The sequence below is a fragment of the Streptomyces sp. HUAS ZL42 genome (assembly GCF_040782645.1).
Lineage (GTDB): Bacteria > Actinomycetota > Actinomycetes > Streptomycetales > Streptomycetaceae > Streptomyces.
In genome coordinates this window covers 3,755,791-3,782,543 of the sequence record NZ_CP160403.1, presented here as the reverse complement: position 1 = coordinate 3,782,543, position 26,753 = coordinate 3,755,791, and the positions used below count along the sequence as shown (strand labels likewise).

The 26,753-nt window shown below is 70.0% G+C and carries 23 protein-coding genes; 11 read left to right on the top strand and 12 right to left on the bottom strand.

Annotated elements, in window-relative coordinates; translation table 11 throughout:
- Positions 1-7 precede the first annotated feature (7 nt).
- Entirely contained in the window at positions 8-625 is a 618-nt protein-coding gene (locus ABZO29_RS17150; protein ID WP_367321069.1) for an OmpA family protein, read from the top strand.
- A 174-nt stretch (positions 626-799) separates the two neighbouring features.
- On the opposite strand, the gene ABZO29_RS17145 is transcribed toward ABZO29_RS17150, so the two are convergent.
- From ABZO29_RS17145 to ABZO29_RS17135, 3 genes are all read right to left on the bottom strand, one after another.
- Entirely contained in the window at positions 800-1,414 is a 615-nt protein-coding gene (locus tag ABZO29_RS17145; protein ID WP_367321068.1) for a Uma2 family endonuclease, read from the bottom strand.
- 198 nt (positions 1,415-1,612) lie between these two features.
- Positions 1,613-2,077, bottom strand: a complete 465-nt coding sequence (locus ABZO29_RS17140) for a hypothetical protein (RefSeq protein WP_367321067.1) — start codon at positions 2,075-2,077, stop codon at positions 1,613-1,615.
- A 43-nt stretch (positions 2,078-2,120) separates the two neighbouring features.
- Positions 2,121-2,462 (bottom strand): DUF192 domain-containing protein, encoded by a 342-nt coding sequence (locus ABZO29_RS17135; RefSeq protein WP_367321066.1) that lies wholly within the window; start codon positions 2,460-2,462, stop codon positions 2,121-2,123.
- 122 nt (positions 2,463-2,584) lie between these two features.
- On the opposite strand from ABZO29_RS17135, the gene ABZO29_RS17130 reads away from it, so the two are divergent.
- Together ABZO29_RS17130 and ABZO29_RS17125 are read left to right on the top strand one after the other, a co-directional pair.
- The gene (locus tag ABZO29_RS17130; RefSeq protein WP_367321065.1) at positions 2,585-3,160 is read left to right on the top strand and encodes a dihydrofolate reductase family protein; all 576 of its coding nucleotides are present in this window, start codon (positions 2,585-2,587) and stop codon (positions 3,158-3,160) included.
- Positions 3,161-3,200: 40 nt separating this feature from the next.
- Positions 3,201-4,073 carry an LLM class flavin-dependent oxidoreductase gene (locus ABZO29_RS17125; protein WP_367321064.1) on the top strand — a complete coding sequence of 291 codons (873 nt, stop codon included), beginning with the start codon at positions 3,201-3,203 and terminating at the stop codon, positions 4,071-4,073.
- A gap of 469 nt (positions 4,074-4,542) precedes the next feature.
- Here ABZO29_RS17125 and ABZO29_RS17120 read toward each other — a convergent pair whose 3' ends face one another.
- The gene (locus tag ABZO29_RS17120) at positions 4,543-5,703 is read right to left on the bottom strand and encodes a winged helix DNA-binding domain-containing protein (protein WP_367321063.1); all 1,161 of its coding nucleotides are present in this window, start codon (positions 5,701-5,703) and stop codon (positions 4,543-4,545) included.
- Positions 5,704-6,349: 646 nt separating this feature from the next.
- On the opposite strand from ABZO29_RS17120, the gene ABZO29_RS17115 reads away from it, so the two are divergent.
- The 4 genes from ABZO29_RS17115 (at position 6,350) to ABZO29_RS17100 (ending at position 11,343) form a co-directional block, all read left to right on the top strand.
- Positions 6,350-7,123: an isoprenyl transferase gene (locus ABZO29_RS17115; RefSeq protein WP_367321062.1), complete on the top strand. Its 774-nt coding sequence runs from the start codon at positions 6,350-6,352 to the stop codon at positions 7,121-7,123.
- A gap of 345 nt (positions 7,124-7,468) precedes the next feature.
- Entirely contained in the window at positions 7,469-8,794 is a 1,326-nt protein-coding gene (locus tag ABZO29_RS17110) for a PhoH family protein (RefSeq protein WP_367321061.1), read from the top strand.
- Between the two features lie 428 nt (positions 8,795-9,222).
- Entirely contained in the window at positions 9,223-9,897 is a 675-nt protein-coding gene (locus ABZO29_RS17105; RefSeq protein WP_367321060.1) for a transglycosylase SLT domain-containing protein, read from the top strand.
- Positions 9,898-10,029: 132 nt separating this feature from the next.
- A complete protein-coding gene (locus tag ABZO29_RS17100) occupies positions 10,030-11,343 on the top strand; it encodes an AI-2E family transporter (RefSeq protein WP_367321059.1) in 1,314 nt (437 codons plus the stop codon).
- A gap of 25 nt (positions 11,344-11,368) precedes the next feature.
- On the opposite strand, the gene ABZO29_RS17095 is transcribed toward ABZO29_RS17100, so the two are convergent.
- On the bottom strand, positions 11,369-11,908 hold the full coding sequence (locus tag ABZO29_RS17095; protein ID WP_367321058.1) for an alkyl hydroperoxide reductase: 540 nt from the start codon (positions 11,906-11,908) through the stop codon (positions 11,369-11,371).
- A gap of 241 nt (positions 11,909-12,149) precedes the next feature.
- Here ABZO29_RS17095 and ABZO29_RS17090 point away from each other — a divergent pair, with 241 nt between their 5' ends.
- The 3 genes from ABZO29_RS17090 to ABZO29_RS17080 all read left to right on the top strand — a co-directional run bounded on the left by ABZO29_RS17090 (position 12,150) and on the right by ABZO29_RS17080 (position 13,937).
- Positions 12,150-13,037, top strand: a complete 888-nt coding sequence (locus tag ABZO29_RS17090; RefSeq protein WP_367321057.1) for a MarR family transcriptional regulator — start codon at positions 12,150-12,152, stop codon at positions 13,035-13,037.
- An 80-nt stretch (positions 13,038-13,117) separates the two neighbouring features.
- On the top strand, positions 13,118-13,504 hold the full coding sequence (locus ABZO29_RS17085) for a roadblock/LC7 domain-containing protein (protein ID WP_367321056.1): 387 nt from the start codon (positions 13,118-13,120) through the stop codon (positions 13,502-13,504).
- 4 nt (positions 13,505-13,508) lie between these two features.
- The gene (locus tag ABZO29_RS17080) at positions 13,509-13,937 is read left to right on the top strand and encodes a hypothetical protein (RefSeq protein ID WP_367321055.1); all 429 of its coding nucleotides are present in this window, start codon (positions 13,509-13,511) and stop codon (positions 13,935-13,937) included.
- A gap of 55 nt (positions 13,938-13,992) precedes the next feature.
- Here ABZO29_RS17080 and ABZO29_RS17075 read toward each other — a convergent pair whose 3' ends face one another.
- The 3 genes from ABZO29_RS17075 to ABZO29_RS17065 are packed head-to-tail and all read right to left on the bottom strand — an operon-like array spanning position 13,993 to position 17,536.
- A complete protein-coding gene (locus ABZO29_RS17075; RefSeq protein WP_367321054.1) occupies positions 13,993-16,329 on the bottom strand; it encodes an ABC transporter permease in 2,337 nt (778 codons plus the stop codon).
- Complete coding sequence (locus ABZO29_RS17070; RefSeq protein WP_367321053.1) at positions 16,326-17,015, bottom strand: ABC transporter ATP-binding protein; 690 nt, start codon at positions 17,013-17,015, stop codon at positions 16,326-16,328. Before ABZO29_RS17070 ends, ABZO29_RS17075 begins: the two co-directional genes overlap by 4 nt.
- Positions 17,012-17,536 (bottom strand): PadR family transcriptional regulator, encoded by a 525-nt coding sequence (locus tag ABZO29_RS17065; RefSeq protein WP_367321052.1) that lies wholly within the window; start codon positions 17,534-17,536, stop codon positions 17,012-17,014. The genes ABZO29_RS17070 and ABZO29_RS17065 overlap by 4 nt, the downstream gene beginning before the upstream one ends.
- Positions 17,537-17,876: 340 nt before the next feature.
- Between ABZO29_RS17065 and ABZO29_RS17060 the strand changes: the two genes are divergently transcribed.
- Positions 17,877-20,249 carry a transglycosylase domain-containing protein gene (locus tag ABZO29_RS17060; RefSeq protein ID WP_367321051.1) on the top strand — a complete coding sequence of 791 codons (2,373 nt, stop codon included), beginning with the start codon at positions 17,877-17,879 and terminating at the stop codon, positions 20,247-20,249.
- 80 nt (positions 20,250-20,329) lie between these two features.
- On the opposite strand, the gene ABZO29_RS17055 is transcribed toward ABZO29_RS17060, so the two are convergent.
- The 4 genes from ABZO29_RS17055 to ABZO29_RS17040 all read right to left on the bottom strand — a co-directional run bounded on the left by ABZO29_RS17055 (position 20,330) and on the right by ABZO29_RS17040 (position 26,641).
- Positions 20,330-22,432 (bottom strand): SpoIIE family protein phosphatase, encoded by a 2,103-nt coding sequence (locus ABZO29_RS17055; RefSeq protein WP_367321050.1) that lies wholly within the window; start codon positions 22,430-22,432, stop codon positions 20,330-20,332.
- A gap of 303 nt (positions 22,433-22,735) precedes the next feature.
- Positions 22,736-23,425 (bottom strand): DUF402 domain-containing protein, encoded by a 690-nt coding sequence (locus ABZO29_RS17050; protein WP_367321049.1) that lies wholly within the window; start codon positions 23,423-23,425, stop codon positions 22,736-22,738.
- A 72-nt stretch (positions 23,426-23,497) separates the two neighbouring features.
- Positions 23,498-24,883: a class II fumarate hydratase gene (locus ABZO29_RS17045; protein WP_367321048.1), complete on the bottom strand. Its 1,386-nt coding sequence runs from the start codon at positions 24,881-24,883 to the stop codon at positions 23,498-23,500.
- Between the two features lie 90 nt (positions 24,884-24,973).
- Positions 24,974-26,641: a fumarate hydratase gene (locus ABZO29_RS17040; RefSeq protein WP_367321047.1), complete on the bottom strand. Its 1,668-nt coding sequence runs from the start codon at positions 26,639-26,641 to the stop codon at positions 24,974-24,976.
- Positions 26,642-26,753 lie beyond the last annotated feature (112 nt).

Here is a 26,753-nt window from a genome sequence, read left to right as displayed (position 1 = left end):
GCACGCGATGACCCGCATGGCCCTCGCCATCACCACCACAGTGATCGCCGCCACGAGTCTCCTCGGCACCCCAACAGCCCACGCCGACGACACCCCCAGCGTCCCCCCAGGCACCGAACCCACCGCCTCCGCCCCCGTCAAGGTCGACCCCAACGACCCCGACCTCAAGCTCCCCGAAGGCGCCACCCTCGCCGAACCCAAAGTCCTCGACATCAAGCAGGTCGTAGAGGACCAGTCCGGCGACGAACGCCGCGAAGACACCAACGCGGACGTCAAGTTCGCCCTCCAGGCCGAGGTCCTCTTCAGCAAGGACAGCGCGAAGCTGAGCGCCGAGTCGAAGGCCCGTATCTCCGCGATCGCCGATGAGATCAAGAAGCAGAACGCAACGCGAATCAGAGTCTTCGGCTTCACGGACAACCTCGGTTCCGCGGCCCATGGCGACGTCCTGTCCAGGCAGCGCGCGAACGCCGTACAGGCCGCCCTGGACGACGAACTGAACGACTCGAACATCACCTTCGACGTACGCGGCTACGGCGAGCAGTACCCGATCGCCTCCAACGCGACGGAGGAGAGCCGCAGGAAGAACCGCAGGGTGGAGATCACCTTCCCGCGCTCGGAGAGCTGAGCTGATGCGAGGCGATCGCAGGAATTTTGCAGGGTCTCAAAACTCGCTGCATAACCTCAGCGACTATCGGTTTCCAAGTAGGGAGATGTATCAACGCGTTTCTGTTGCTCTCATGAATGAGGGCGTAAGACCTCGTGGAGCGCTGCTCCAGAGGGCGGCCTGAGCGGGGAGGATTCAAAGGGATTTGAGGGCGTCCAGCGTGATGTCGACGTCGATGTCGTACGGGTCGCCGAGCTTGAGCTGCTCGCGGTGAGTGCCGGTCAGGGCGTACGACTTGGACACGGGGTCGAGCTCGTACGTCCGGACGACCGGGTGCTTGTTGGCGCCCGTCATCTCGACCAGCCAGAAGTGCGGGATGCCCGCGGCAGCGTACTTGTGGGGTTTGGTGTCGCGGTCGCGGGCCTCGGAGTCCGGGGAGACGACCTCGACGGCGAGCAGGACATCGGCGGCTTCGAAGCGCGTCTGCTCCAGCCCGGTGACGGCCTCGGCGCGGACGACGGACAGGTCGGGCTCGGGGCCGTTGCGGCGGTCGAGGACGACGGTCATCTCGCGTTCGACCCTCAGGTCCTGCGGGATGGTGCGGCGCAGGCCGTTCATCAGCAGTTCGATCATCTTGGCGTGAAAACGCCGCTGCGGACTCACGAAGACCAGGCTCCCGTCGATCAGCTCGGTGTGCGGCGGGAGGTCGGGCAACTTGAACAGGTCGTCCACGGTGTATCCGTCCCGGGGCGGCACCGGCCAGCGGCTGCCGGGCTCGGCGGTCGGCTCGGCGAGGGGCTCGGCGGTCATGATTCCTCCCATGGGCGGGATTCTCGGCCTGCCTGACAACGGTAACCGCGGGAATCGCTGATCGTCATCACAAAGGGTGACCGAGGGGGTGCGGAGACTCGCGGGGCGCCGCCGACGGCGGTCGACGATCAGATGCTCCCCGAAGGGGCGCTGGTGGCCACCGTCGAGGCGGAGGCATCGGTCTGAACCACAAACGGTTCAGCCGTCCGAGGATGAGGCATGCGTGAGGGGAGGCGGTGGCGGCGGAGGTGGGATCGGTGGCCGGGGTGGGGTCCGTGGCCTGGGCTGGGCCACGACGGGGGGCGGGGGAGGCGGCCCCTCGGGCGGCTGGAAGCGCCGGCGGGGCGGGGGTGGCGGCCCGGCCGGGGACGGTGGAGGGGGCGGCGGGGACGGAGGCGGCTCCACCTCCGGCAGCACCGGACCGCCCGCGCGCAGCCGCTCGATGGTCTGCTCGGCCCGGCCGCGCGCATGCGGGGAGTCGTCGCGTTCGTAGAAGCGGGGGAATTCCCGGCGGCCGAGAGTGTCGGTGAAGAGCGGCCGGTAGCCGAGTGCGTGGGCGATCGCCATCATGCGGCGACACCGCTCGGCACTCGTGGCGTGGGGAAACCGCAAGTGCACGCGGCCACGTCCGTCGAAGTGCGTGACGATCTCCTCGTCCGTCATCCGCCCACCTCGTAGCGGGGCAGTTCCTCGGGGAGGGTAACGACTACTCAGCCTCCACCTGCACCTCCACCCGCACCCCGACCCCCACCCCCCACCCCTCCATCACCCCGGCCCCCGCCTCCAGCACATGACGGGACCGCAGCCGCGGCAGGCCCAGTCGGCCCGGCTTCATCGTTCCGACCGCGATGACGTAGAGGTCGCTGTCCAGGTACGCCACATCGATCGGCATCCGCATGCCAAACGTGTGCACGCTGTTCGCGGGTGACAGGAGGAGAGCTCCCTCGACTTCATCCCGCCCCAGCAGTCCCCTCCTCCGTGCGCGGTAGGACGTCGCGATCTCCAGAGGGACCGTCACCGAACCGGCCTCCCCGTGTACGACCAACATCCCCCGTCCGTCCCGCCAGCGCCTCACGTCCGGTCCGCCCCTCCGGTTGCATCATGGGTTGTCCGAAGCGGCCTACCCACCTGAGGGCGGGCCCACTTCCTCCAGCGGTGAGGTGCTGCGCGATGCGGAAGATCGTCCTGATGATGTCGGTGTCCCTCGACGGCTACATCGAAGGCCCCGGCCGTGACATCTCCTGGCACCGCGTCGACGACGAACTGCACCAGCACTTCAACGACCACATCAGACAGATGGGCGCCCTCCTGAGCGGCCGCGTCACCTACGAGCTCATGGCCGGCTTCTGGCCCACGGCCGACCAGGATCCCGACGCCTCCGCTGTCACGACGGAGTTCGCGGGGATCTGGCGGGACACACCGAAGATCGTGTACTCGCGGACGCTGCAGTCCGCCGGCTGGAACACCACCATCGTCCGGGACGTCGTCCCCGAGGAGGTCAGGGCGCTCAAGCGGGAACCCGGCGGCGACCTCGGCCTGGGCGGCGCCGACCTCGCCGCCGCCTTCCTGCGGGAGGGGCTCGTCGACGAGTTCCGGGTGTACGTCCACCCCGTCCTCGTCGGTAGTGGAAAACCCCTGTTTTCGCAGGGCTCGGCGCCCGCCGACCTCCGGCTGGTCGAGAGCCGGGTGTTCGGCAACGGCGTGGTACTCCTGCGGCACGAGCGCGCCAACCCCATCGACGTATAAAGGAGTTGTTGATCGCTCACGCGCCCTATAGGAAGAGTCCATGACCGAACTCGGCGCTGTGTTCCGTCCCCAGCTTCCGCCCGAGCGACTGCGCGCGGTCGCCCGCCTCGCCGACGAGACAGGGCTCGAACAGCTCTGGCTGTGGGAGGACTGCTTCCGGGAGGGCGGGATCTCCACGGCCGCGGCCGCGCTCGCCTGGACCGAGCGTGTGCGCGTCGGTGTCGGCCTGCTGCCCGTGCCCCTGCGCAACGTGGCCATCACGGCGATGGAGGCTGCCGCGCTGGACCGGATGTTCCCCGGCCGGGCGATCCTCGCGATCGGACACGGCGTACAGGACTGGATGGGCCAGGTCGGCGCGCGCGCCGAGTCCCCGCTGACGCTCCTGCGCGAGCACGTCGCCGCGCTGCGGGCCCTGCTGCGCGGGGAGCGCCTGACGACCGACGGCCGGTACGTGAAGCTGGACGACGTCGCCCTCGACTGGCCGCCGGCCGATCCCGTGCCCGTCATCGCCGGCGCGACCGGACCGCGCACGCTCCGGCTGTCCGGCGAGGCAGCGGACGGCACCCTCCTCACCGCGTCCACGTCGCCGGAGGGCGTCCGCAGGGCCCGCGGGCTCATCGACCAGGGACGGGAGTCGGCCGCGCGCACCGACCCGCACAAGGTCCACGTCTATCTCCTCGCCGCCACCGGCCCCGGCGCCGCCGAACGCCTCCGCGCCGAACTGGCCGCCGAGGGCCTCGCCGACGTCCCCGACCTCGGCGTCGCCGGGGACGCGACCGCGGTGGCGAAGGCCGTCCAGCGGCTCGCGGACGCCGGAGCCGACAGCGTCGTCCTGCAGCCGACGGGCGACGAGCCCGACCCGGAGGGCTTCATACGGTTCGTGGCGGAGGAGGTACGGCCGCTGGTCCCCTGACCGGCGACGATCAGCCCATGAAGGCCACCGGGCAGCGGCCGTCCCGGGGACACGCCGTGTCGCCGGCCGGGCGACCGGCCCGTGCGACCGCCGCCCTGGACATCCGGACCGGGGGAGGGGATGTCCTCGACTCCGCCCTCCGGCGCGCCGCGTCCGAGGCCCCAGTCCTCACCGCCGCCACCGAGGGCCGGCCGCCGACGTCGCCGAGGACACCGCCCTGCTCCGCCCGAGCGACTGCGCGCGGTCGTCGCCGGCCGCCGCCACCGAGGGCCGGCCGCCGACGTCGCCGAGGACGCCGCCCTGCCCCGCTCGCGCGGTGTCGCGGTCGTCGCCGGCCACCGAGGGCCGGCCGCCGACGTCGCCGAGGACACCGCCCTGCTCCGCCCGCGCGGTGTCGCGGTCGTCGCCGCGCCCGAGGGCGCGCCGCTGCCCTCTCTTCGGGGCCCGCAGGCCGAGCGCGTAATCCCCCTCACGCGTGCGGCCCCACGTTCACCGCCCCGACCACCAGCTCCGCACCCGCCGACTCCAGCGTGTTCCCCACTCGCTCCACCTGCTCGCCCAGCTCCCGGCGCTGCCGCGCCGTCAGCCGCCCGAGCGGCTCCACCGTCACGGTCGTACGACGGCCCCGGCGCCGCTGGTGCCAGACCCCGGCCACCACACCGTCGACGAGCAGCACGGGGAAGTTCCCGGCCTGGCCGCCCGCCAGGGCACGCCGGTACGCCGCCCCCGGGAACAGCAGCTCACGCGGCTGCCCGGCGATGACGTACGAGTCGAAGTAGGGCAGCAGCCGCACACCCCGTACCGGCGCCTCGGGGAAGTCCGTGTCACCCGTCGCCACCCAGGCCGGCGCGCCCTCGAACAGCACCTCCTCGATCTCCCCGCCCGCTGCCAGCTCGGTGAACAGCCCGGTGGCCCATCCGCCCGGTGCGGCCAGCCACTTGGCGAAGTACGCGGGTGTCGAGGGGCCGTAGGCGTGCAGATAGTGGTGTACGAGGGCGCGCAGCGCCGCGTCCGGCTCCAGCGGTTCGAAGCGGGGCGGGCGGGTGTACGTCACCTTGCGGCCGCGGTTCGGGCCGAAGCACAGCGCGCCCGCCTGGCCGGCCCGGTGCAGCACCTGCCGCCAGCGCGGCCAGAGGTCCTGGAAGGCGGGCATCACCCGGTCCCCGGCCCAGGAACCGGTGCGGGCCACCACCTCCTCGCCCAGCTCGTCGACCGTCAGGCACCTGCCGTCGAGCGCGTCGCCGATCGCCGCCACCACCTGCGCGGTCTGCTCCTCGGTGAGCCGCACGCCGGGCGGGAAGGGGCTCGCCCCGGACGGCACCGCCGTCAGCGCGGTGCTCCAGAAGGACAGTTCGCGGGCGGGCAGCAGATGGACGGTCCCGCGGGGGCCGTGCGTCTTCACCAGCGAGCGCAAGCCCCAGAGTGCGGCCCGAACGTCCGCCCGTGTCACCCCGTCGGCCCGCACACCGACCGACACCTCGGCCGCGGACAGCACTTGCGCGTGCGCACCGCACATCGCGCCCACGACGTCTGCGACCGCCGTCGGCGTGCCCGCCGCGACAGGAGTGGCCAGGAACTGCCGTTCGAACCGTCGTGCGCTCGCCCGGTCCCAAGTGATCCTCACGGTCATGGCATCGACGCTAGGACGGAATGAGGTCGGTCTGTGTCCTCGTTGCCCAGCGAGCGTGAGATACGCAGAGCAAATCGGAATTTCCGCGCGTGTCGGGGCGCAATGCCCCGCCATCTCCACCGGGTTTCCACATCGTTACCGCAATCCGCTCGCATCCACCCCTCGCCTCACGTAGGTTCAGACCAAGGTAATTCGCGTGAGCAAAGCTGCGCGGGCGGTACCGCGCAGAGGAGGGGGCTGCGCGGTGCCGTCGCCGTCAAAGACGCGTGCGTAGGTGAGGTCCCCCGTCGGGGGGACGCGCGCTCGACGTGGATCCGCGGTCTTTCGGCCACGAAACCCCTGGAAGCGGCCCCGGAACCGCACTCCCGCGACCACCGCCGCGTCGCCGGACGGCTCCGGAGAGTAGTTGTGACACGCCAATGCGCGCGCCATTCCTCACGAAGGGTTATGGTGGAAGCCCCCCCTCGGGCCGGTCCGTCTCCCCCCCACGGACCGGCCCGTTTTTTCTCCGTGTGCGGGATGCCTTGGCAGAAGGTCAGTGCACATGCCAAAGGGGCCGCCCGCACCCCAGAACCAGGGCCCAGGCCGCGCAGCGATACCCTTCGGCTCGCGGGGACCGCCACCGCACAGAGGGGCTGACATTCAAGTGAACCTGCGCGACACACTGCGCGGCCTGCTCGTCAGGCTGTACGCACGCCGGGTGGAAGGCCACCTGGACCACGCTCAGGTGCCCAAGCACATCGGCGTCATCATGGACGGCAACCGGCGCTGGGCGAAGGCCTCGGGCTCCACCACCGTCCACGGTCACCGGGCCGGCGCGGACAAGATCGAGGAGTTCCTCGGCTGGTGCACCGAGACGGACGTCGAGGTCGTCACCCTCTGGCTGCTGTCGACGGACAACCTCGACCGCCCCACGGAGGAACTCGTCCCGCTCCTCGGCATCATCGAGGACGTCGTCCGCACCCTCGCCGCCGACGGCCGCTGGCGTGTGCACCACGTCGGCACGCCCGACATCCTTCCCTCCCAGATGCAGACCGCGCTGAAGGAGGCCGAGGAGACCACCGCCCACGTCGACGGGATACTGGTCAACGTCGCCATCGGCTACGGGGGCCGCCAGGAGATCGCCGACGCCGTCCGCTCGATGCTCCTCGACGCCCGGGACAAGGGCACCGCGCTGGAGGACCTTGCCGAGTCCGTCGACGTCGACATGATCGGCCGCCACCTCTACACCGGCGATCAACCCGACCCCGACCTCGTGATCCGTACCAGCGGCGAGCAGCGGCTGTCCGGATTCATGCTGTGGCAGACGGCCCATTCGGAGTACTACTTCTGCGAGGTCTTCTGGCCGGCCTTCCGCAAGGTCGACTTCCTGCGCGCCCTGCGCGACTACGCGGCACGCCACCGGCGCTACGGCGGCTGACCCACCGTCCGTCCGGCTCATCGCCGTACCCGGAACAGGGGAAAGTCGCCCGCGCCGGGACGGAAGTAACAAGGAGTTCACCAGCGCGCCGTCATATGCATCGGCATGGCGGCGCATGTTCGAGGGCATAAGGCAAGCAGGTCGACACCCGAACCACGGGTGTCGGATCTCAGCGGGCGGCACGGGAGCCGTCCGCCCGGGAGGCCCTTTGCACCAGCCCGACCGTGCGGTCACGACACGGAAGAAGCAGTGGAGGGCCGGTTCTCGGCCCGTGCATCGAGGCCGTCGACCGGTCCAGCTCCACTCCGTCGCTCCCCGACCTCATCCGAGGGGGTACGTCCTTCCGTGGTGACCAGCACAAAGCGCCACAAGCCAGACCGGCGCACCTATGTTCTCGACACCAGCGTCCTGCTGGCCGACCCGAACGCCCTGACCCGCTTCGACGAGCACGAGGTCGTGCTCCCCATCGTCGTGGTCACGGAACTGGAGGCCAAGCGGCACCATCCCGAACTCGGCTACTTCGCCCGGCAGGCCCTGCGCCTGCTCGACGACTACCGGGTGCGGCACGGCCGTCTCGATGCCCCCATCCCGATCGGGGAACTCGGCGGAACCGTACGTGTCGAGCTCAACCACTCGGACCCCAGCGTGCTGCCGACCGGCTACCGGCTGGGGGACAACGACTCCCGCATCCTCGCGGTCGCCCGCAACCTGCAGGCCGAGGGGTTCGACGTCACCGTCGTGTCGAAGGACCTCCCGCTCAGGATCAAGGCGTCCTCGGTCGGACTCCTCGCCGAGGAGTACCGGGCCGAACTCGCCATCACGGACTCGTCCGGCTGGACCGGAATGTCCGAACTGACCCTGGCCGGCGAACAGGTGGACATCCTCTTCGAGGAAGGGCACGTCTACGTCCCCGAGGTCACCGAACTCCCGGTGCACACGGGCCTGACGATCCAGTCCGAGCGCGGCAAGGCGCTGGGCCGGATCACGCCCGAGGGCAACGTCCGCCTGGTGCGCGGCGACCGGGAGGCGTTCGGCATCAAAGGCAGGAGCGCGGAGCAGCGCATCGCGCTCGATCTGCTGCTCGACCCGGACGTGGGCATCATGTCGATGGGCGGCCGGGCCGGTACCGGCAAGTCGGCGCTCGCGCTGTGCGCGGGACTCGAGGCGGTCCTGGAGCGCCGCCAGCACCAGAAGGTGATGGTCTTCCGTCCGCTGTACGCGGTGGGCGGGCAGGAACTCGGCTACCTGCCGGGCTCCGAGGCCGAGAAGATGAGCCCCTGGGCACAGGCGGTGTTCGACACGCTGTCCGCGGTCACCAGCCGCGAGGTCATCGAAGAGGTCACCGCGCGCGGGATGCTGGAGGTCCTCCCGCTCACCCACATCCGCGGCCGCTCGCTGCACGACGCGTTCGTGATCGTGGACGAGGCCCAGTCGCTCGAACGGAATGTGCTCCTGACCGTTCTGTCCCGAATCGGTGCGAATTCGCGGGTCGTTCTGACCCACGATGTGGCGCAAAGGGACAATCTGAGGGTCGGTCGATACGACGGTGTCGTCGCCGTCGTCGAGAAGCTGAAGGGGCATCCGCTCTTCGCGCATGTCACCCTGACCCGGTCCGAGAGGTCCCAGATCGCCGCACTTGTGACCGAAATGCTGGAGGACGGGCAGATCTGAGCATTCCGCGAGATCTGTCCAACTCCACCGAGGTTCCGTGACAGTTGGCGCCGTCCGGCAAAGGCCCCGAGCCTAGCCGGGCGGCGTCGGCGTATGTGTCGGTTTCCTAAAATCCCCTGGGCCAAACGGGGTGTGAGCTTTCACACGCAACTCAGAATTGCCTTGCGGTGTCCGGTTACGGCAGAGTCTCACTTCTGTCAGGCCCCGCATACGACACACCTGTACCCCCAGCGGTACGGCACCACAGAAGCACCACCCCAACTCCATAGCGTCGTCGTATGCCGCCCGAGCACCACGCGGCGCCTCCCCGAGGGGAGTTGCCCACCGGGCCCGTGCCTCCCGTGACCCAAGCAGAGCGGAGGCCAGTGCCAGGGGCACGATTGCGTCCGCCAGGGTCACCGAAGCGGGCGATGCTGGAAGGAAACCGTGTGAGCCGGATCTCGGTCCGGGGATTCGCAGTGGCCTCGGCCACGGCGGTCACCGCTGTCGGAAGCGTCGTCGGTGTTGCCTCGGGCAGCGTCGCGCAGAACAACGACGCCGAAGCGACGGCGAACGACTCGACGCTCCTCGCGGACATCCCCGCGGGCCAGCAGGCCCAGGTGCAGACCGCGTCCCTGACGCAGCAGGCCAACGTGCAGGCCATCGCCGCGGACGAGAGCGCCAAGAAGGACGCCGAGGAAGCGGCCCGCAAGGCGGCCGCCGAGACCGCGGTCGCGAAGAAGGAGGCCGCCGAGAAGGCGGCGAAGGAGCGCGCCGAGGCGAAGCTCGCCGCCAGCCGCAGCGCGGGCGACTTCCCGATCCAGAGCTCCTACACCATCGCCGAGATCCAGTCCATGGCGCGTCAGATGGTGCCGAGCGGCCAGTTCCAGTGCTTCAGCAACATCGTGGACCACGAGTCCAGCTGGAACTACCACGCAGTCAACCCCTCCTCCGGCGCCTACGGCCTCTTCCAGGCACTGCCCGCCTCCAAGTACTCCTCCGCGGGCTCCGACTGGCAGACCAACCCGGCCACGCAGATCAAGTGGGGCCTGAACTACATGAACAGCCGGTACGGCAGCCCCTGCGACGCCTGGTCGTTCTGGCAGGCCAACCACTGGTACTGAGCCGCCCGCTCGGTCCCTTCTCAACCTTCGAAAGCCCCTCCCCGTCCTAGGGGGAGGGGCTTTCGCCCTGTACGGTCGGACGCAACGACTCCGGGGGGAGTGGTGGGGAGCGACGGGGGAAGAGGACGGATCATGTCGCGAGTGCCAGGGTGGCTCGGCCGGCTCGGCGCCGGACTCACCGAAATGGGTGAGCGGTTGGACGAACGCCGCGCGGAGGTCGAGAAGGAGCACGACGAGCCCGAACCGGGCGTGACGGACGACCACCCGCCGTCCGCCGAACCCGAACCCGAGCCCGTGTTCGTGTCCCGTCCCGACCCGGCACAGGCGGTTCCCTGGGGAGTCCGCGTCGCCGCCGAGGCGGGCTGGCGCCTGCTGGTGCTGGCGGGCACGGTCTGGGTGTTGATGCGGGTCATCAGCGCCGTGCAGCTCGTCGTGCTGGCCTTCGTGGTCGCCCTGCTCCTCACGGCGCTGCTGGAGCCAACCGTGGCCCGGCTCAAGCGCAGCGGTATGCCCGGGGGCCTTGCGACCGCGCTGACGGCGATCCTCGGCTTCGTCGTCATCGGGCTGATGGGCTGGTTCGTGACCTGGCAGGTCATGGAGAACATCGACAACCTCTCCGACCAGGTCCAGGACGGCATCGACGATCTGCGCCGCTGGCTGCTGAACAGCCCCTTCCACGTCACCGACAAGCAGATCAACGCCATCGCCAAGAACCTGCGGGACGCGGTCGGGGCGAACACCGACTCGATCACCTCGGCCGGTCTGGAAGGCGTCACGGTCGTCGTCGAGGCGCTCACGGGCATCCTGCTGGCCGCCTTCTCCACGCTGTTCCTGCTCTACGACGGCAAGCGCATCTGGGAATGGACGCTGAAGCTGGTGCCGGCCGCGGCCCGGCCGGGCGTGGCGGGTGCCGGCCCGAGGGCGTGGGCGACGCTGACGGCGTACGTCCGCGGTACGGTCATTGTCGCCCTGATCGACGCGATCTTCATCGGCCTGGGCATCTACTTCCTCGACGTGCCGATGGCCGTCCCGCTGGCCGTCTTCATCTTCCTGTTCTCCTTCATCCCGCTCGTCGGTGCGGTGGCCTCCGGGGCGCTGGCGGTTGTGGTGGCGCTGGTGACGCAGGGTGTGTTCACGGCGGTGATGACCCTGGCCGTTGTGCTGGCGGTGCAGCAGATCGAGGGCCACATCCTTCAGCCGTTCATCCTGGGGCGCGCGGTGCGGGTCCATCCGCTGGCGGTGGTTCTGTCGGTCGCGGCGGGCGGCATGGTGGCGGGGATCGGCGGCGCGATCGTCGCGGTGCCCTTGGTGGCGGTGACGAACACGGTGGTGGGCTACCTGCACACGTACTCCCGCGAACAGGCCCTGCGCCAGGCCCCCCGCCCACGGGGCGCGACGGCGGCGGAGGTGGCCCCGGTGACCCCACAGCCGGACCCGGAGCCGTAGCCAGGGGGCTCCGCCCGCTGGACCGCTACTCCACCTCCGCCAGCACAGCTTCCCCCTCCACCGTCACCCCCACCGCCTGAATCACGGAAGCGATCTTGAACGCCTCCTGAACGACTTCCCGACTCACCCCCGCCCCACGCAGCACCCGCTCGTGCGAGTCGAGACACACACCGCACCCGTTGATCGCGGACACGGCGAACGCCCACAGCTCGAAGTCGGCCCGCTCGACCCCGGGATCGCCGAGCACGTTCATCCGCAGGCCGGCCCGTAGATTTCCGTACTCGTGGTCCGAGAGCAGATGACGCGTCCGGAAGAACACGTTGCTCACCGCCATGGCCGCCGCCGCGGACTTCGCCGCCGTGTACGCCTCCGGCGACAGCCGCACCTTCGCCTCCGGCCCCAACTCCCGCAGCGCGATCGGCGAACGAGACGCGATCGCCGTCGCCAGCACCGTGCCCCACAGCTGCTGCGCCGACAGCTCGGAGCCGCCGATGACCGACCCCAGGTTGAGCCGCAGGTCCTTCGCGTAGTCCGGTATCGCGGACATCAGGGAGTCGAGAGACATCTGGCGATCGTGGCACAGGGCGTATCGAATAGCGAAACGAGGCTCACGCGACTGTGTCCGAATGCACTCCGAAATCGTTCAAATGAGCGCCGAACAACAAGATTTGAATCGTAGGACAGTGAAACTTCCGTTCATGTAGGGGCAGGTGGGAAACACCAGGCCGGAATATGCTCCGGGACTGATACACATTCCCCCCTCAGCGCTACACGTCAGGCGTGTGTGCGACAGGCCAAGGGGAGTGATGTCGGGCTACGAGCTGCTGGCACGGGCCCTTGCCGCGTGCGGCCGTGACGGTTTCACCGGGGAGCTGCGGGTGCCCGGATCACCCGGCGGCACGTTCCATCTGCGGGGCGGCCTGGTCGTCGCGGTCGAGAGCCCCGGCGCCCCCGGACCGGAGGCACTGCTGCTGCGCTCCGGCCGGATCGGCGGCGAGCAGTGGGCCGAGCTGGTGCGGGAGTCCGGTGGTGCGCGCTGGCCGGCCGAGGCGCTCATCGCTCACGGGTGGGCCGGGGCCGCACAGCTCCGGGTCGTCTGCGTGATGGCGCTGCACGACGCGGCGTTCGCGATCACCGCCGGCCGGATCGACGACTGCGAAGCCGTGCCCGGCGCCGCTCCGCCCGCCGCGCCGCTGCCGGTCGGCGAGGCGCCGACGCGGCTGTTGCAGGACGCGGCCCGCAAGCTCGCCGCCATCGACGCCCTGCCGTACCCCGTGCGCCCCGAGCGGGAACGGCCCGTCCCGGCGCTCGTCTCCTGCGTCGGCGCCCGGCTCGGCGCCCTCCAGCAGGAGCTGCTCGCGCACGCGGACGGCCGACGCACCGCACGTGACCTGGCCTTTCGTACCGGCCGCGGGGTCTACACCGTCACCGTCGAACTCGCGCGGATGCTCAGCGAGGGGTTCCTGGAGTGCCCGGGGGCGCCCGCGCCGATCCCCGTCCGGTTGCCGCCCGACGGCCATGGCGTACGCCCCCGGGAACCGGCACCGCCGATACCGCCCGAGGCGCCTGGCCGGCCGCCTGTCCTGCCCCACCGCAGACCGGGTGCCAGCGGCATCACCGAGGCCCTCACTCCGCCGAAGAACGGTGCGAGTTGGAAGGAGTTCTTCCGCCTGCGGAACCCGACCGTGAAGTGAAGAACGAAGTGAAGAACCCCCCATGAAGAAACCGAACAGATGCAGTCGGAAATGCAGTCAGAAATAGGGGAGTCGCGTACATGGACCACAAAGCCCTCGCGCTGGAAATGCGCTGCCTGCGCGAGCAGGTGACCGGAATCACCGATACCGCGCTGGCGGCCGCGGACGGGCTGCTCATCGCGGCCGACACCGCGGATTCCATCGACCCGGAGGGCCTCGCCGCCCTCGCCGCGGCCGGCCTCGGTCTGGCGCGCCGCACCGCCGACGCGACCGACCGTGGCGTGCTGCGCCGCACGGTGACGTACGGCAGCCATGGCTGTGCCGCCTTCTACGCCGTCGGCGACACCGCACTGATGGTCGTGCTCGGCGACGAGGGCATGGACGTGGAGCGCCTGCACACGGCGAGCCGCTCCGCCCTCGACCGGATCGAGGCGATCCTCACCGAGAAGGCCCCGGAAGGAGTGTGAAGGGATGGCGACGAAGAGAATGTCCCCCGGTTTCTCCGATCAGGTGATGGGCCTGGTCAAGTCCTTGCGCACCGACGCGCCCGACTGTGTCGCGTCCGGTGTGGTCGACATGTCGACCGGCATGCTGCTGTCGTACGAGACCGTCGACAACCATCCGCCCGAGGTCCTGGACCTGCTGGCGGGAGCCACCCTCGACCTGTTCCAGGGCCGCACGGTCGTGATGATCGAGGACGTCTTCAAGGAGCGCCGCGGGATCAGCAGCGACAACCACTTCTTCCAGGAGATCCTGGTCAACAGCGAGAACCTCACCCACCTGTTCGTGCGCATGAACGAGCAACAGGACGTCGTCGCCGTGGTCGTCTGCCGCAAGTCCGTCAACGTGGGCATGCTGTTCGCCCAGGTACGCAGGGTGGTACGGGAGTACAGCCTCTGAACGTGCGAGGGCCCCTCCCCCTTGGCCAAGGGGGAGGGGCCCGGCGGCGAACCGGCTACTCCGTGCGCAGTCCGTCCGGTCGCATCAGACGCAGCAGCGGCGGGAGGCTCAGCAGCGTCACCGTGAGGACGATGCCGGCACCGATGCCGGTCATCGACAGCACGCTCACCCAGTCGACTCTCACCGCGGTGTCGGTCATCTTCAGCAGCACCGTGCCCAGCGTCAGACCCACCGCCGAGGCCAGCAGCAGCCCGAGCGCGATCGGGATGGCCGTCTGCCACAGCACCGACAGGCTCAGTGTGCGGCGCCGGGTGCCGAAGGCGACCAGGGACGACAGCAGCTTCCTGCGCTCCCGCAGCTGCTCCAGCTGCGAGACGAGCAGGCTCGCGCCGATCAGCGCGAGGACACACGCGGAGCCTACGAACAGACCGGTGCGGATGGAGGAGTACTTCGAGTCCGTCCGGGTGGACGACCACATGACGGGGTCGTTGAGCGGGTCGATCCGCGCCGCCGTGTTCCGTGCGTACTCGACGGCGTCCGGTACGGAGCGGTCGAGTCCGACGTAGACATGACCCTGGAGGGCCGACGTGGCGTTCGCGGCCAGGGCACCCCGGGTGATCAGGAAGCCGCCGCGCTCGGCGCCCGTCGGATCCACGCGCGTCTCGGCCTGCTTCAGCCCCTGCGGCACCGACCAGGCGACCTCCGCGCTCTTCCCGCCGCCGTCGCTGTAGCCCGGGTCGAGGTACAGGGTCCGGCCCGGCTTCGCCAGCTTCGGCGTGTAGGTGTCATCCTCTGTTCCGCGCAGCACGAAGACGTCGCCGTCCCGGCACGACGGCAGCGTCGCCAGCTCGCGCAGGGCCGTGCAGTCGCCCACGGTCACCTGGACGGTGACCTCCGGGTCCCTGCGCCGGTCGCCGACGTACGTCTCGGCCATCGCGACGGCCTTGCGCACGCCCTTGGTCTCCCGCAGTTGTTGCCCGACCCGGTCGACCCCGACGGCGTCCGGCACGTACACCTGCATCTGCGCCCGCGTCACGTCGTTCTTCGTCGCCTCGACGTAGTCGCTCTCCACTCCGGCGAACAGCATCTGCAGGGCAATCGCCCCGGCCACCGCCACCGCGATGCCGTTGACCATGCGGGCCGCCGTACCGCTGCTCAGCTGGAGCCTGCGGACCGCCAGTTGCCAAGCCACCCCGCCGGAGCCGAGCCGGGCGACGACCCGCTCGACCACCCAGGGCAGCAGCGCGGTGATCCCGATGAGCAGGAGCATGACACCACTGACGACCAGGTACTCGTTGAACGTTCCGCTCCCGCGGCCGTCCCCGACCATCGGATAGAGACACGCGAGCCCGCCCACCGGCAGCAGCAGCCGCCACCACAGGCGCCGGCGCGGGGGCTTCGCCGTACGCACCACGCCGAGCGGCTCGATCACCACACCGCGCAGCGCGAACAGCGTGACCAGCACCGCGGCCGCCGGAACCGCGACCACGACCAGCACGGCGAGCGCGGGCGAGGGGTTGAGATAGCTGGGGAACATGCTGACCCCGAACACCTCGGCGGTGCCGGCCAGCTGACGTCCGATCAGGAAGAAGACCGCACCGAAGAGGAGTCCCAGGGTGGCGCCCGCGACCGCCTCGCCGGCGGCTGTGCGGCGGGCCATCCCGCTGTCGGAGCCGACCAGTCTGAGGGCCGCCAAGCGCCGGTCGCGCCGCTCGCCGCCGAAGCGCACGGCCGCGGCGACGAACACGGCGACCGGCATCAGCAGGACGACGAAGACGACGAGGACCAGCAGGAGCAGCACCGGATCGGTCTCGTCCTCCGACGGGTTCGGGTCCCCGAAGCGGTCGATACGGGCCAGCCTCGGCGGGTCGATCCGCGCCGCGAGCCCGTCCGCGCCCGCGTAGTAGGCCAGTTCCTGCGAGCCGATCAGCCCGGCCTCCCCGATCGTCCCGGCGATCCGGTACGGCAGCCGCTCCTTCAGCAGCTTCCCGTCGTCGGACGCGAGCAGCCTGCGCAGCGCGGGGGAGACGACCATCTCGCCCGCCGCCGGGAACTCCGTCAGGCCGGGCGGCAGCGGCGCCTTCGGCCCCTCGGGCTCCATGACCCGCCCGCGGACGTCCTTGTCGTGGTACGTGGTGTCCACGTCCGCGATCACAAGGGTGTCGTCGGCCTTCGCCTTGTTGTCGAACGAGTACGTGTAGTCCAGCCGCGCCTGCTCGCGGTCGTGCCGTACCGCCAGCGCGTTCGGCAGCGCGGTGGTGAGCAGCAGCAGCGCCACGCCCAGTCCGACGCCGACCGCTGTCAGCAGGGCCCGGATCCATCCTTCGCGGCCGCCGCTGACGGCGAACCGGACCCCCATGCCCAGATCCCGGGCCCACTGACGCACGTTCATACGATGCGCTCCATGTCCCGGGACTTGCCGTCCCGTACGACGATCTCGCGGTCGGAGTAGGCGGCGACCCGCGCCTCGTGCGTGACCAGCACGACGGCGGCGTTGGTGGACCGGGCCGCGTCCGTGAGCAGCTCCATCACGCGCTCGCCGTTGAGCGAGTCCAGCGCGCCGGTCGGCTCGTCGGCGAACAGCACCCGCGGGCTGGTGACGAGCGCACGCGCCACGGCCACCCGCTGCCCCTGACCGCCGGAGACCTCGCCGGGCCGCTTCTTGCGCAGGTCGTCGACCTCCAGCCGTTCCATCCAGGACAGGGCGGTCCGCTCGGCCTCCCTGCGTGCAGTGCCGCTCAGCCGCAGCGGAAGCGCCACGTTCTCCACACAGGTCAGCTCCGGTACGAGCTGCCCGAACTGGAAGACGAAACCGAACTCGGACCGGCGCAGCGCACTGCGCTGGGCGTCGCTCATGGTCGCCATCTCGCGCCCGTTGTACGTGATCGACCCGGCGTCGGGCGGCACGATGCCGGCGAGGCAGTGCAGCAGTGTCGACTTGCCGGACCCGGAGGGCCCCATCACGGCGACGACCTCACCGGGATGGATGGAGAACTCGGCGCCGTCGAGCGCCGTGGTCGGGCCGTAGGACTTGCGCAGCCCCTCGGCCGCGAGCAGGGAACCGGGCGGAGGAGTCACGCGGTCACCGCCTCTCGGAGTTTGTCGAGGCGCGCGGCGGTCAGCTCCAGCCAGCGCAGATCGGCCTCGAGGTGGAACAGTGCGTGGTCGCAGACGAGCTGGTCGGCGAGATCGCCCTTGCGCTTGCGGTCGGTGAGGATCCGCATGCTGCGCAGGTGCTCGGAGCGCTGGGTGTCGAGGATGTCGGCCGCGTCGCGGTGCGTGAGCAGCGCGAGGACGACCTTGGTGTACAACGTCGACTGCAGGTACGGCTCCGGCTTCTCCGGCGTGGCGAGCCACCGCGCGACGTCGGTGATGCCGGCGTCGGTGATGGCGTACCGCTTGCGCTCGGGACCGCCGCCCGCCTCGATGCCGTCGACTTCGACGAGCCCGTTCTTCAGCAGCCGCGACATCGTCGAGTAGACCTGGCCGTAGTGCAGCGGCCGGTCGTGACCGAACTTCTCGTCGAAGGCCCGCTTCAGGTCGTAACCGTGGCGCGGCCCGGACTCCAGGAGTCCCAGAAGTGTGTGACCGATGGACATGAACACGACTCTACACATGGTGTATACGCCTCATGTATACGCGGAGTGTGTAGGTCGTGGCGGGCTGTGCGGGAGCGCAGGTGGCGGCCGATTGTCACAGTTCCGCTACACGGGCGCGGCGTAATTCACAGGCCCGGTGGGGCAACCCTGGACCCTTTTCGCACGTCGGTTCCCTTGGAGCGGGACATATGCCGGTACCTGGCGGTCGTGGTGCTGATTCTCACGTCCGTGGAACGCCGGATCGACACCTCTTCGACATAGAGAGCGGTGTTAGCTTTCTGAGCTGACCTGCGTCAGGCACTGATGTGACTGCCGAGAACGAAGCGGAGCGAGCAGACTCATGGGACGAGCGGAAGAGAGACGAGCGCGACAGCGTGGTGGTCGTCGCGCGGCGCCCAGGAACCGCTCGTCGCAGGCAGTCATGGAAGCCGAGCCGACGGTCATAGGCCAGGGCCGGGCGGCCGCCAGGCGGAGTGCCAAGGGTGGCCGGGGCGGCAAGGGCGGCAAGAACGGCAAGAGCCTCATACGCCGGATGTTCACCTGGAAGAAGATCCTCGGCGCCTTCCTCGGTATGTGCCTGCTCGGCATCGGCGCCTTCATCGTGCTCTACATGATGATCGACATACCCCAGGAGAACGCCGACGCCAAGCTCCAGAGCAACATCTACAAATACAGCGACGGCTCGGTCATGACCCGCCAGGGCGATGTCAACCGCGAGGTCGTCGACCTTGCGAAGGTCCCCAAGGACGTCCAGCGCACCTTCGTCGCCGCCGAGAACAAGACCTTCTACAAGGACTCCGGCGTCGACCTGAAGGGCACCGCGCGCGGTCTGCTCAACACTCTCTCCGGCAAGGGCGCGCAGGGCGGTTCGACGATCACCCAGCAGTACGTCAAGAACTACTACCTGACCCAGGACCAGACCGTCACGCGCAAGCTGAAGGAACTGGTCATCTCGCTGAAGCTGGACCGCCAGAAGTCCAAGGACTACATCCTCGCCGGCTACATCAACACCAGCTACTACGGCCGCGGCTGCTACGGCATCCAGGCCGCCGCCCAGTGCTACTACCGCGTCGACGCCGACAAGCTCACGGTGGCGCAGGGTGCCTACCTCGCCGCGCTGCTGCAGGCGCCGAGCCAGTACGACTGGGCCGTCGCGAGCGACACCGGCAAGAAGCTGGTCCAGCAACGCTGGAACTACGTCCTGAACAACATGGTCGAGCAGGGCTGGCTGGACAAGGCCGAGCGCGACGCCATGAAGTTCCCGGTGCCCAAGGAGCCCAAGGCGTCGGCCGGCCTCAAGGGCCAGGTCGGCTATCTGGTGGAGACGGCCAACAGCCAGCTGAAGAAGCAGCTCGTCGCCCAGGGCGCCGCCGAGGACGCCAAGCAGGCCGACGCGATGGTCGACGCCGGCGGCTGGACCATCACGCTCAACATCGACAAGAAGAAGCAGACCGCGCTGGAGAAGGCCGTCAAGCAGCAGCTGACGAGCAAGCTGGACAAGAAGAAGCGCACCGTCGACGGCAACGTCCAGGCCGGAGCCGTCTCGGTCAACCCGAAGACCGGCGCGGTCGTCGCCATGTACGGCGGCGTGGACTACCTCCAGCACTACACGAACAACGCCACCAGACGGGACTACCAGCCCGCGTCCACGTTCAAGCCGGTGATCCTCGCCGCGGCCTTCGACGAGGCCGCGAAGACGCAGGACGACGAGCCGATCACGGCGAACACGATCTACGACGGTACGAGCAAGCGCCCCGTCGAGGGCAGCGACATCGCCTTCGCCCCGGAGAACGAGGACGACCAGAACTACGGCGACATCACCGTGCAGACGGCGATGAACAAGTCGGTCAACTCCGTCTTCGCGCAGCTGGGTGTCGACGTCGGCATGGACAAGGTGCTCAAGGTCGCGAGCGACCTGGGCATGGACACCAAGGGGCTCCCGGCGGTGCCGGCGCAGACCCTGGGCACCATGGGCGCGAGCCCCCTGGAGATGGCCGGCGTCTACGCCACGCTCGACAACCACGGCAAGAAGGTCACCCCGACGATCATCAAGTCGGTGGAGAACAGCACCCGCTCGGTCGACCTCCCGGACCCGATCGGGGACGAGGTCATCAGCCGCGAGGCCGCCGACTCGGTCACCTCGGTCCTCACGGGCGTGGTCGACGACGGTACGGCCAAGACCTCCGTGCGGGACAACCCGAAGCGCAACGGACAGAAGGTCGCGGGCAAGACGGGTACGTCCGACAACAACAAGTCGGCCTGGTTCACCGGCTTCACCCCTGACTGGGTCACCTCGGTCGGCCTGTTCGGCGAGGACGCCAAGCCTCCGCACCCGCAGGTCACCCTGACCGGCGCGACCGGCCTGATCCCGAGCCCCGGCCGTATCAACGGTGGTGGCTACCCGGCGCAGATCTGGGCGGCGTACACCTTCGGGATCTCCGCCGAGGTCAGCAAGTTCGACCTGCAGACCGACCAGGGTGCCGCTGTCCAGCCGACGGTGACCACGAGCCCGAGCAAGTCGGAGAGCCCGTCCCCGTCCCAGGAGCCGACGACCCAGAAGCCGACGACCCAGGCACCGACTCGGACACCGACTCAGACGCCCACGCAGACGCCCACGCAGACACCGACCGAGACGCCGACGACGCTGCCGCCGACCGATCCCGCGACGACGGAACCGGGCAATGGCAATCCACTGAATCCGAACGGGCAGTAGGCACGGAAGAGGGCGCCCGGTGATCACCGGGCGCCCTCTTCCGCTTCCCGAGCGCGGGGCCGAACCGACAGGCCCCACGCTCACCCGTGGTTCAGCTCGAACCACACCACCTTCCCCGTACTCAGCCGGGTCGCCCCCCACCGCCGGGCCAGCTTGTTCACCAGGTACAGCCCGCGGCCGCCCTCGTCCGTGGCCCGCGCCTGCCGAAGCCGCGGCAGCTGCGGCACGTCGTCGCCGACCTCGCAGCGCAGCACGTCGGTGCGCAGCAGCCGCAGCGTGATGGGACGTGAGGCGTAGCGCACGGCATTGGTGACGACCTCGCTGACCAGGAGCTCCACGGCGTCGCTGAGGTCCTCCAGATCCCAGCGGGAGAGCGCCCGGCGGGCCAGCCGCCGGGCCCGGCCGGGGGCCATTTCCTCCGGCTCCAGGAACCAGTACGCCACATCGCTCGGCGCGATCCCGTCGAAGCGGGCGGCGAGCAGCGCGATGTCGTCGTCCCGGTCGCCCGGGCCGAGCATGTCGAGCACCTCGTCGCACAGGGCCTCGAGGGGCGGGGGATGGTCGGGGCCGGTGAGCTGGGCGGTCGCGACGAGCTTCTCGCGCAGCTGTTCTATGCCGGTCGCCACGTCCCGCAGCCGGGACTCGACGAGGCCGTCGGTGTAGAGGAGCAGGGTCGCCCCGGCGGGCGCGTCCAGCTCCACCGCCTCGAAGTCGACGCCGCCCACGCCGATCGGCGCGCCCGGCGGCACGCGCAGCACCTCGGCCCGGCCACCCAGGTGCAGCAGAATGGGCGGCGGATGGCCGGCGTTGGCGATGGTGATGCGGTGCGAGACCGGGTCGTAGACGGCGTACAGACAGGTCGCCATACGGTCGGTACCGAGCCGCTGGGCCTGCTCGTCGAGGTGGTGCAGCACCTCCTGCGGGGGCAGGTCCAGCCCCGCGAGGGTCTGCGCGGTGGTCCGCAGCTGGCCCATGATCGCCGCCGAGGTCATGGAGTGCCCCATGACGTCACCGACGACGAGGGCGACCCGGCTGCCCGGCAGCGGGATGGCGTCGTACCAGTCGCCCCCGACCCGCGCGGTCTCGGCGGCCGGCAGATAGCGCGAGGCCAGCCGCACGCCCGTCGGCCGGGGCAGCGTCTCCGGGAGCATGGTGCGCTGCAGTTCGTCGGCGATGTACGCCTCACGCCCGTACAGCACCGCCTTGTCGATGCCGAGCGCGCTGTGCGTGGCGAGCTGCGCGGCCACCAGCAGGTCGTCGGCCTCGAAGGGGATGCGGTCGGGGCGGCGGATGAAGACCGCGGCACCGATCACCCGGCGCCGCCCGCGCAGCGGGGCGAGGATCGCCCGCTGCCCGGTGGGCACGACCAACTCGCCGCCTTCGCCGAGGAGTTCCGGAAGCGCGGCGCGCGCGGCCGGTGCGTCGGCGAACACCGGCCGCACCCCGCGCAGCACCTCGGCCAGGGCTCCGCCCGGCCGCACCTCGCACAGCTCCGCCGTGAGGGCCGACAGCTCCTGCAGCTCCGAAGGCTGCTCGGGCGTCGCCACCGACGCGAAACCGGTCTCGCTGTGCTCCTCCGGGATCCGGTCGGTACGGCGCAGCCGCAGCACGACGGGACCGGTGGGCCGCTCGTCGCCGACCGGCAGCGGGTCCCGCAGGTACACGAGGATGGCGTCGCTGAACGTGGGCACCGTCGCCCGGCACAGACCCATGACGATCTCGTCCAGGTCGATGCCCCGGGCGATCCTGCGGGTCGCCGCGCCGACGAACCGCAGCCGGTCCCCGTCCCGCCGCATCGGCGTGGGACGGCCGGGCGGCGGTCCCTGTCCGGTGCGCCGCTCCTGCCCGTCCGCAGCTCGCTCCTTCCGGGTCTGCTCGGTGCCGTCCGGCTGGACGGGGATGGTCTCCGGCGCGGGCCGCGGGCGATGGGTGTCGGGCTCGGCGACCGCGGGCTGGGAGTGCTCGGGGTCGGTGCCGGCCGGGTTCTTGCCCTTGCCGCACGGCGACGTCGTACCGGATCCGGTGCCCGGTGTCTCACCGGCGCGGGCCTGGGCGGGCTGCGGCGGTAAGGCGGTCGCGCCGGACCGGCCGGCCGGTGCCGGGGTATGCAGGAGCGCCCCGCGGGGGTCCGTGGGGTCGACGCCCGACTGGGGGCGGTCGTAGGAGGTGGGGTGCTCCGTCACGCGTGTCGAATCCGTCCGTCCGGGGCTGCGCGCCATGCGTGCAGTTCCTCCCGCCGAAATCCCGATACCCGCAATACGTGCCCGGGGAACGGGATTCCCGCGTGGTCAGAGGCTGTTTCTGTGTCACCGGTGGACCGGGCGCGGCCCTCGGGACCTGTGCCGGTGTTGCCCTCGTACCCCTCGCTCACGTCCTGCCGCCCCTCGGTGACGTTCGGTCAGACTAGGCGCCTGTTCCGGGAGTTGCCGCTGTCGCCCTTGCGGAGGACGATCCTACGTTTCGTGCCCGGGGGCGCATCAAGGGTCTCATGAGGACACGTGCGCAGGCGTACGGTCCCAGTCCTCCGGCAGCAACGGTACGGCCCACGACGGATTCGGGCGCCAGTCCTGCCAGCCTTCCGAGAACGGAGGGCCCCAGTCGCGGATCACCTGCACCGCGGCCAGCCCCGCCCGGCGCACCCGGCAGGCCAGTCCGCCGTCCACCAGACCGTCCCGCTGGGCCTGCGCGAACTCGTCCTCGTCGCGCCAGTGCCAACTGCGGTCCGGGTGCACCGAGATGTCCAGAAAGTGGTCCTCCGAGTCGACCCCGCCGGCCCAACGGACCTGGGGCTCCTCAAGATTGACGTACCAGTTCTTGAAACGCCAGCCCGGCTGCCAGAACAGCCACACCGACCACGGCTCGCCGGGCCGCGCCAGCTTGAGCACTCCCGTGCCGAACCACCGGTCGCGCTGCACCGTGCGCGGCCTGGTGTAACGCGACTCCAGCGGCTCCAGGTGCACGGGCGTGCCGTCCGCGAGCACGGGCTTCACACACTCGGTGCCCGGTGCCAGCCATACGGCGAGCAGGTCCTCGTCGTCCCGTACGACGGTGACGGGGCGCGCGATGTGGAAGCGCTCGCCCGCGTTCTCCCGGTATCGCCACAGGATCTGACTCCCGGGCGCCCAGTGGTTCGCAGGTCCCGCTTCCACTCGTGTCATCGCTCCACCGTCTGCCATGCACAGATATTAGGTGCCGTAGGCATACGACGCTGCGGTGGGCGTCACGGTTCTCGCGCTGGGTGCCAATGGTTACGGGTGCGTCATACGCAGGACATCCAGCGCCTCGTCGAGCTGTTCGAGGCTCAGATCGCCGCGCTCCACGTACCCGCTCTCGAGGACGACCTGACGGATCGTCCTGCGCTCCGCGAGGGCCTTCTTGGCGACCTTGGCGGCCTCCTCGTACCCGATGTACTTGTTGAGGGGGGTGACGACGGACGGCGACGACTCGGCGTACTCACGGGCCCGCTCCCGGTGGGCGACGATCCCGTCCACGGTCCGGTCGGCGAGGAGCCGGGAGACGTTGGAGAGCAGCCGGACGGACTCGAGCACGTTCTTGGCGATGACCGGCAGCATGACGTTGAGCTCGAAATTGCCGGCGGCTCCGGCGGCGGCGACGGTGGCGTCATTGCCGACGACCTGCGCGGAGACCATCAGCACCGCCTCCGGAATGACGGGGTTGACCTTCCCGGGCATGATCGACGACCCCGGCTGCAGATCGGGCAGGGAGATCTCGGCGAGCCCGGTGCGCGGCCCCGACGCCATCCACCGCAGATCATTGGCGATCTTGGTGAGGGACACGGCGATCGTCCGCAGCTGCCCGCTGGTCTCGACGATGCCGTCCCGGGCGCCCTGCGCCTCGAAGTGGTCCCGCGCCTCGGTGAGCGGCAGCCCGGTGACGCGGGCGACCTCCTCGATGACGGCGGCGGAGAAGCCGGGGGGCGTGTTGATGCCGGTACCGACCGCCGTCCCCCCGAGGGGCAGCTCGGCGAGCCGCGGAAGGGACGCCCGCAGCCGCTCGATCCCGTACCGCACCTGGGCGGCGTACCCCCCGAACTCCTGGCCCAGGGTCACCGGGGTGGCGTCCATCAGGTGCGTCCGCCCGGACTTCACGACGTCGGCGAACTCGTCGGCCTTGCGCTCGAGGGAGGCGGCGAGGTGGTCGAGGGCGGGGATCAGGTCACGGGTGACGGCGGCGGTGGCGGCGATGTGGATGGAGGACGGAAAGACGTCGTTGGACGACTGGGAGGCGTTGACGTGGTCGTTCGGATGCACGTCCCTGCCGAGCCGCTCGCTCGCGAGGGTGGCGATGACCTCGTTGGTGTTCATGTTGGAGGAGGTCCCGGAGCCGGTCTGGAACACGTCGACGGGGAAGTGCTCGTCCCATGTGCCGGCGGCGACCTCGGCGGCCGCCTCCTGGACTGCCTCCGCGATCTCCTTGTCGAGCACCCCCAGCCCGGCGTTGACCTTGGCCGCCGCTGCCTTGATCCGCGCCAGCGCCTCGATGTGCGCGCGCTCGAGGCGCTGCCCGGAGACCGGGAAGTTCTCCACGGCACGCTGGGTCTGGGCCCGCCACTTGGCGTGGGCGGGGACACGTACCTCGCCCATGGAGTCGTGCTCGATACGGTATTCGCTCATGCCGGGTACAGCGCGGGCGGTGGCGCGGTTGTTCCGGGCGTTGGGCCTTACGGGCGGCGGGGCGCGAAACACCCCGCCGCACCCGGCGTTCTACGCCAGTCCCGGCCCCCGCACCGGAATCGTCGTGAACGTGGGCGCCGGCGCCGGGTCCTTGAAGAAGTCGTTGCCCTTGTCGTCGACGACGATGAACGCCGGGAAGTCCTCGACCTCGATCTTCCACACGGCCTCCATGCCGAGCTCCTCGTACTCGACGACCTCGACCTTCTTGATGCAATCCTGCGCGAGCCGGGCCGCAGGCCCGCCGATGGATCCCAGATAGAACCCGCCGTGCGCCGCACACGCATCCGTGACCTGCTGCGACCGGTTGCCCTTCGCCAGCATCACCTTCGAACCGCCCGCGGCCTGGAACTGCTCGACGTAGGAGTCCATGCGCCCGGCCGTCGTAGGCCCGAAGGACCCGGACGCATAACCCTCGGGCGTCTTCGCCGGGCCGGCGTAGTACACCGGGTGGTCCTTCAGGTACTGCGGCATCTCCTCGCCCGCGTCCAGCCGCTCCTTGATCTTGGCGTGCGCGATGTCCCGCGCCACGACGAGCGGCCCGGACAGCGACAGCCGCGTCTTCACCGGGTACTTGGTGAGCTCGGCGAGGATCGACTCCATCGGCTGGTTCAGGTCGATGCGGACAACGTCCCCGTCTGCTTCCAGGTGCTCGTCAGTCGTCTCCGGCAGGAACCGCGCCGGATCCGTCTCCAGCTGCTCCAGGAAGACGCCCTCCGCCGTGATCTTCGCGACGGCCTGGCGGTCGGCCGAGCACGACACCGCGATCGCGACCGGGCAGGACGCGCCGTGCCGCGGCAGCCGTACCACCCGCACGTCGTGGCAGAAGTACTTCCCGCCGAACTGCGCCCCGATCCCGATCCGCTGCGTCAGCTCGAAGACCTTCTCCTCCAGCTCCTTGTCCCGGAAGCCGTGCCCCAGCCCGGAACCCTCGGCCGGGATCTCGTCCAGGTAGTGCGCGGAGGCGTACTTCGCGGTCTTCAGCGCGTACTCCGCGCTCGTACCGCCCACCACGATCGCCAGGTGGTACGGCGGACAGGCGGCCGTACCCAGCGAACGGATCTTCTCCTCCAGGAACTTCATCATGGAGGCCTCGTTCAGGACGGCCTTCGTCTCCTGGTACAGGAACGACTTGTTGGCCGAGCCGCCGCCCTTCGCCATGAAGAGGAACTTGTACGCGCCGCCGTCCGTCGCGTACAGCTCGATCTGCGCCGGGAGGTTGGAGCCGGTGTTCTTCTCCTCCCACATGGTGAGCGGAGCCATCTGCGAGTAGCGCAGGTTCAGCTTCGTGTACGCGTCGTAGATCCCATGGGAGAGGGCCTCCTCGTCGCGTCCCTGGGTCAGCACGTTCTGCCCGCGCTTGCCCATGACGATCGCCGTGCCGGTGTCCTGGCACATGGGCAGCACGCCCGCGGCCGCGATGTTCGCGTTCTTCAGCAGGTCGAGCGCCACGAACTTGTCGTTCGCGCTCGCCTCCGGGTCGTCGATGATGCGGCGCAGCTGCGCGAGGTGGGCCGGGCGCAGGTAGTGCTGGATGTCGTGGATGGCCTCCTCGGCCAGCTTGCGCAGCGCCTCCGGCTCCACCTTGAGGAACGTCCGCCCGTCGGCCTCGAAGGTGGAGACACCCTCGGAGGTCACCAGCCGGTACGGGGTGGTGTCCTCTCCCATGGGGAGCAGATCGGTGTACGCGAACTCAGGCATCTCAGCCCATTCCTCACTCGGCGGACGACGACCCGCCGACGTTGGCGGGCCTCACCAGCGTAGAACCTGGCGCTGAGGGCGAGCTTGTGAGGTAAGGCTCAGTTCGAACGCG

Bases quoted from the DNA above. Each gene is read 5' to 3' on its own strand.
- ABZO29_RS17150 (WP_367321069.1), top strand. From the start codon at position 8: ATGACCCGCATGGCCCTCGCCATCACCACCACAGTGATCGCCGCCACG.
- ABZO29_RS17145 (WP_367321068.1), bottom strand. From the start codon at position 1,414: ATGACCGCCGAGCCCCTCGCCGAGCCGACCGCCGAGCCCGGCAGCCGC.
- ABZO29_RS17140 (WP_367321067.1), bottom strand. From the start codon at position 2,077: ATGACGGACGAGGAGATCGTCACGCACTTCGACGGACGTGGCCGCGTG.
- ABZO29_RS17135 (WP_367321066.1), bottom strand. From the start codon at position 2,462: ATGTTGGTCGTACACGGGGAGGCCGGTTCGGTGACGGTCCCTCTGGAG.
- ABZO29_RS17130 (WP_367321065.1), top strand. From the start codon at position 2,585: ATGCGGAAGATCGTCCTGATGATGTCGGTGTCCCTCGACGGCTACATC.
- ABZO29_RS17125 (WP_367321064.1), top strand. From the start codon at position 3,201: ATGACCGAACTCGGCGCTGTGTTCCGTCCCCAGCTTCCGCCCGAGCGA.
- ABZO29_RS17120 (WP_367321063.1), bottom strand. From the start codon at position 5,703: ATGACCGTGAGGATCACTTGGGACCGGGCGAGCGCACGACGGTTCGAA.
- ABZO29_RS17100 (WP_367321059.1), top strand. From the start codon at position 10,030: ATGTCGCGAGTGCCAGGGTGGCTCGGCCGGCTCGGCGCCGGACTCACC.
- ABZO29_RS17095 (WP_367321058.1), bottom strand. From the start codon at position 11,908: ATGTCTCTCGACTCCCTGATGTCCGCGATACCGGACTACGCGAAGGAC.
- ABZO29_RS17090 (WP_367321057.1), top strand. From the start codon at position 12,150: ATGTCGGGCTACGAGCTGCTGGCACGGGCCCTTGCCGCGTGCGGCCGT.
- ABZO29_RS17085 (WP_367321056.1), top strand. From the start codon at position 13,118: ATGGACCACAAAGCCCTCGCGCTGGAAATGCGCTGCCTGCGCGAGCAG.
- ABZO29_RS17080 (WP_367321055.1), top strand. From the start codon at position 13,509: ATGGCGACGAAGAGAATGTCCCCCGGTTTCTCCGATCAGGTGATGGGC.
- ABZO29_RS17075 (WP_367321054.1), bottom strand. From the start codon at position 16,329: ATGAACGTGCGTCAGTGGGCCCGGGATCTGGGCATGGGGGTCCGGTTC.
- ABZO29_RS17065 (WP_367321052.1), bottom strand. From the start codon at position 17,536: ATGTCCATCGGTCACACACTTCTGGGACTCCTGGAGTCCGGGCCGCGC.
- ABZO29_RS17060 (WP_367321051.1), top strand. From the start codon at position 17,877: ATGGGACGAGCGGAAGAGAGACGAGCGCGACAGCGTGGTGGTCGTCGC.
- ABZO29_RS17050 (WP_367321049.1), bottom strand. From the start codon at position 23,425: ATGGCAGACGGTGGAGCGATGACACGAGTGGAAGCGGGACCTGCGAAC.
- ABZO29_RS17045 (WP_367321048.1), bottom strand. From the start codon at position 24,883: ATGAGCGAATACCGTATCGAGCACGACTCCATGGGCGAGGTACGTGTC.
- ABZO29_RS17040 (WP_367321047.1), bottom strand. From the start codon at position 26,641: ATGCCTGAGTTCGCGTACACCGATCTGCTCCCCATGGGAGAGGACACC.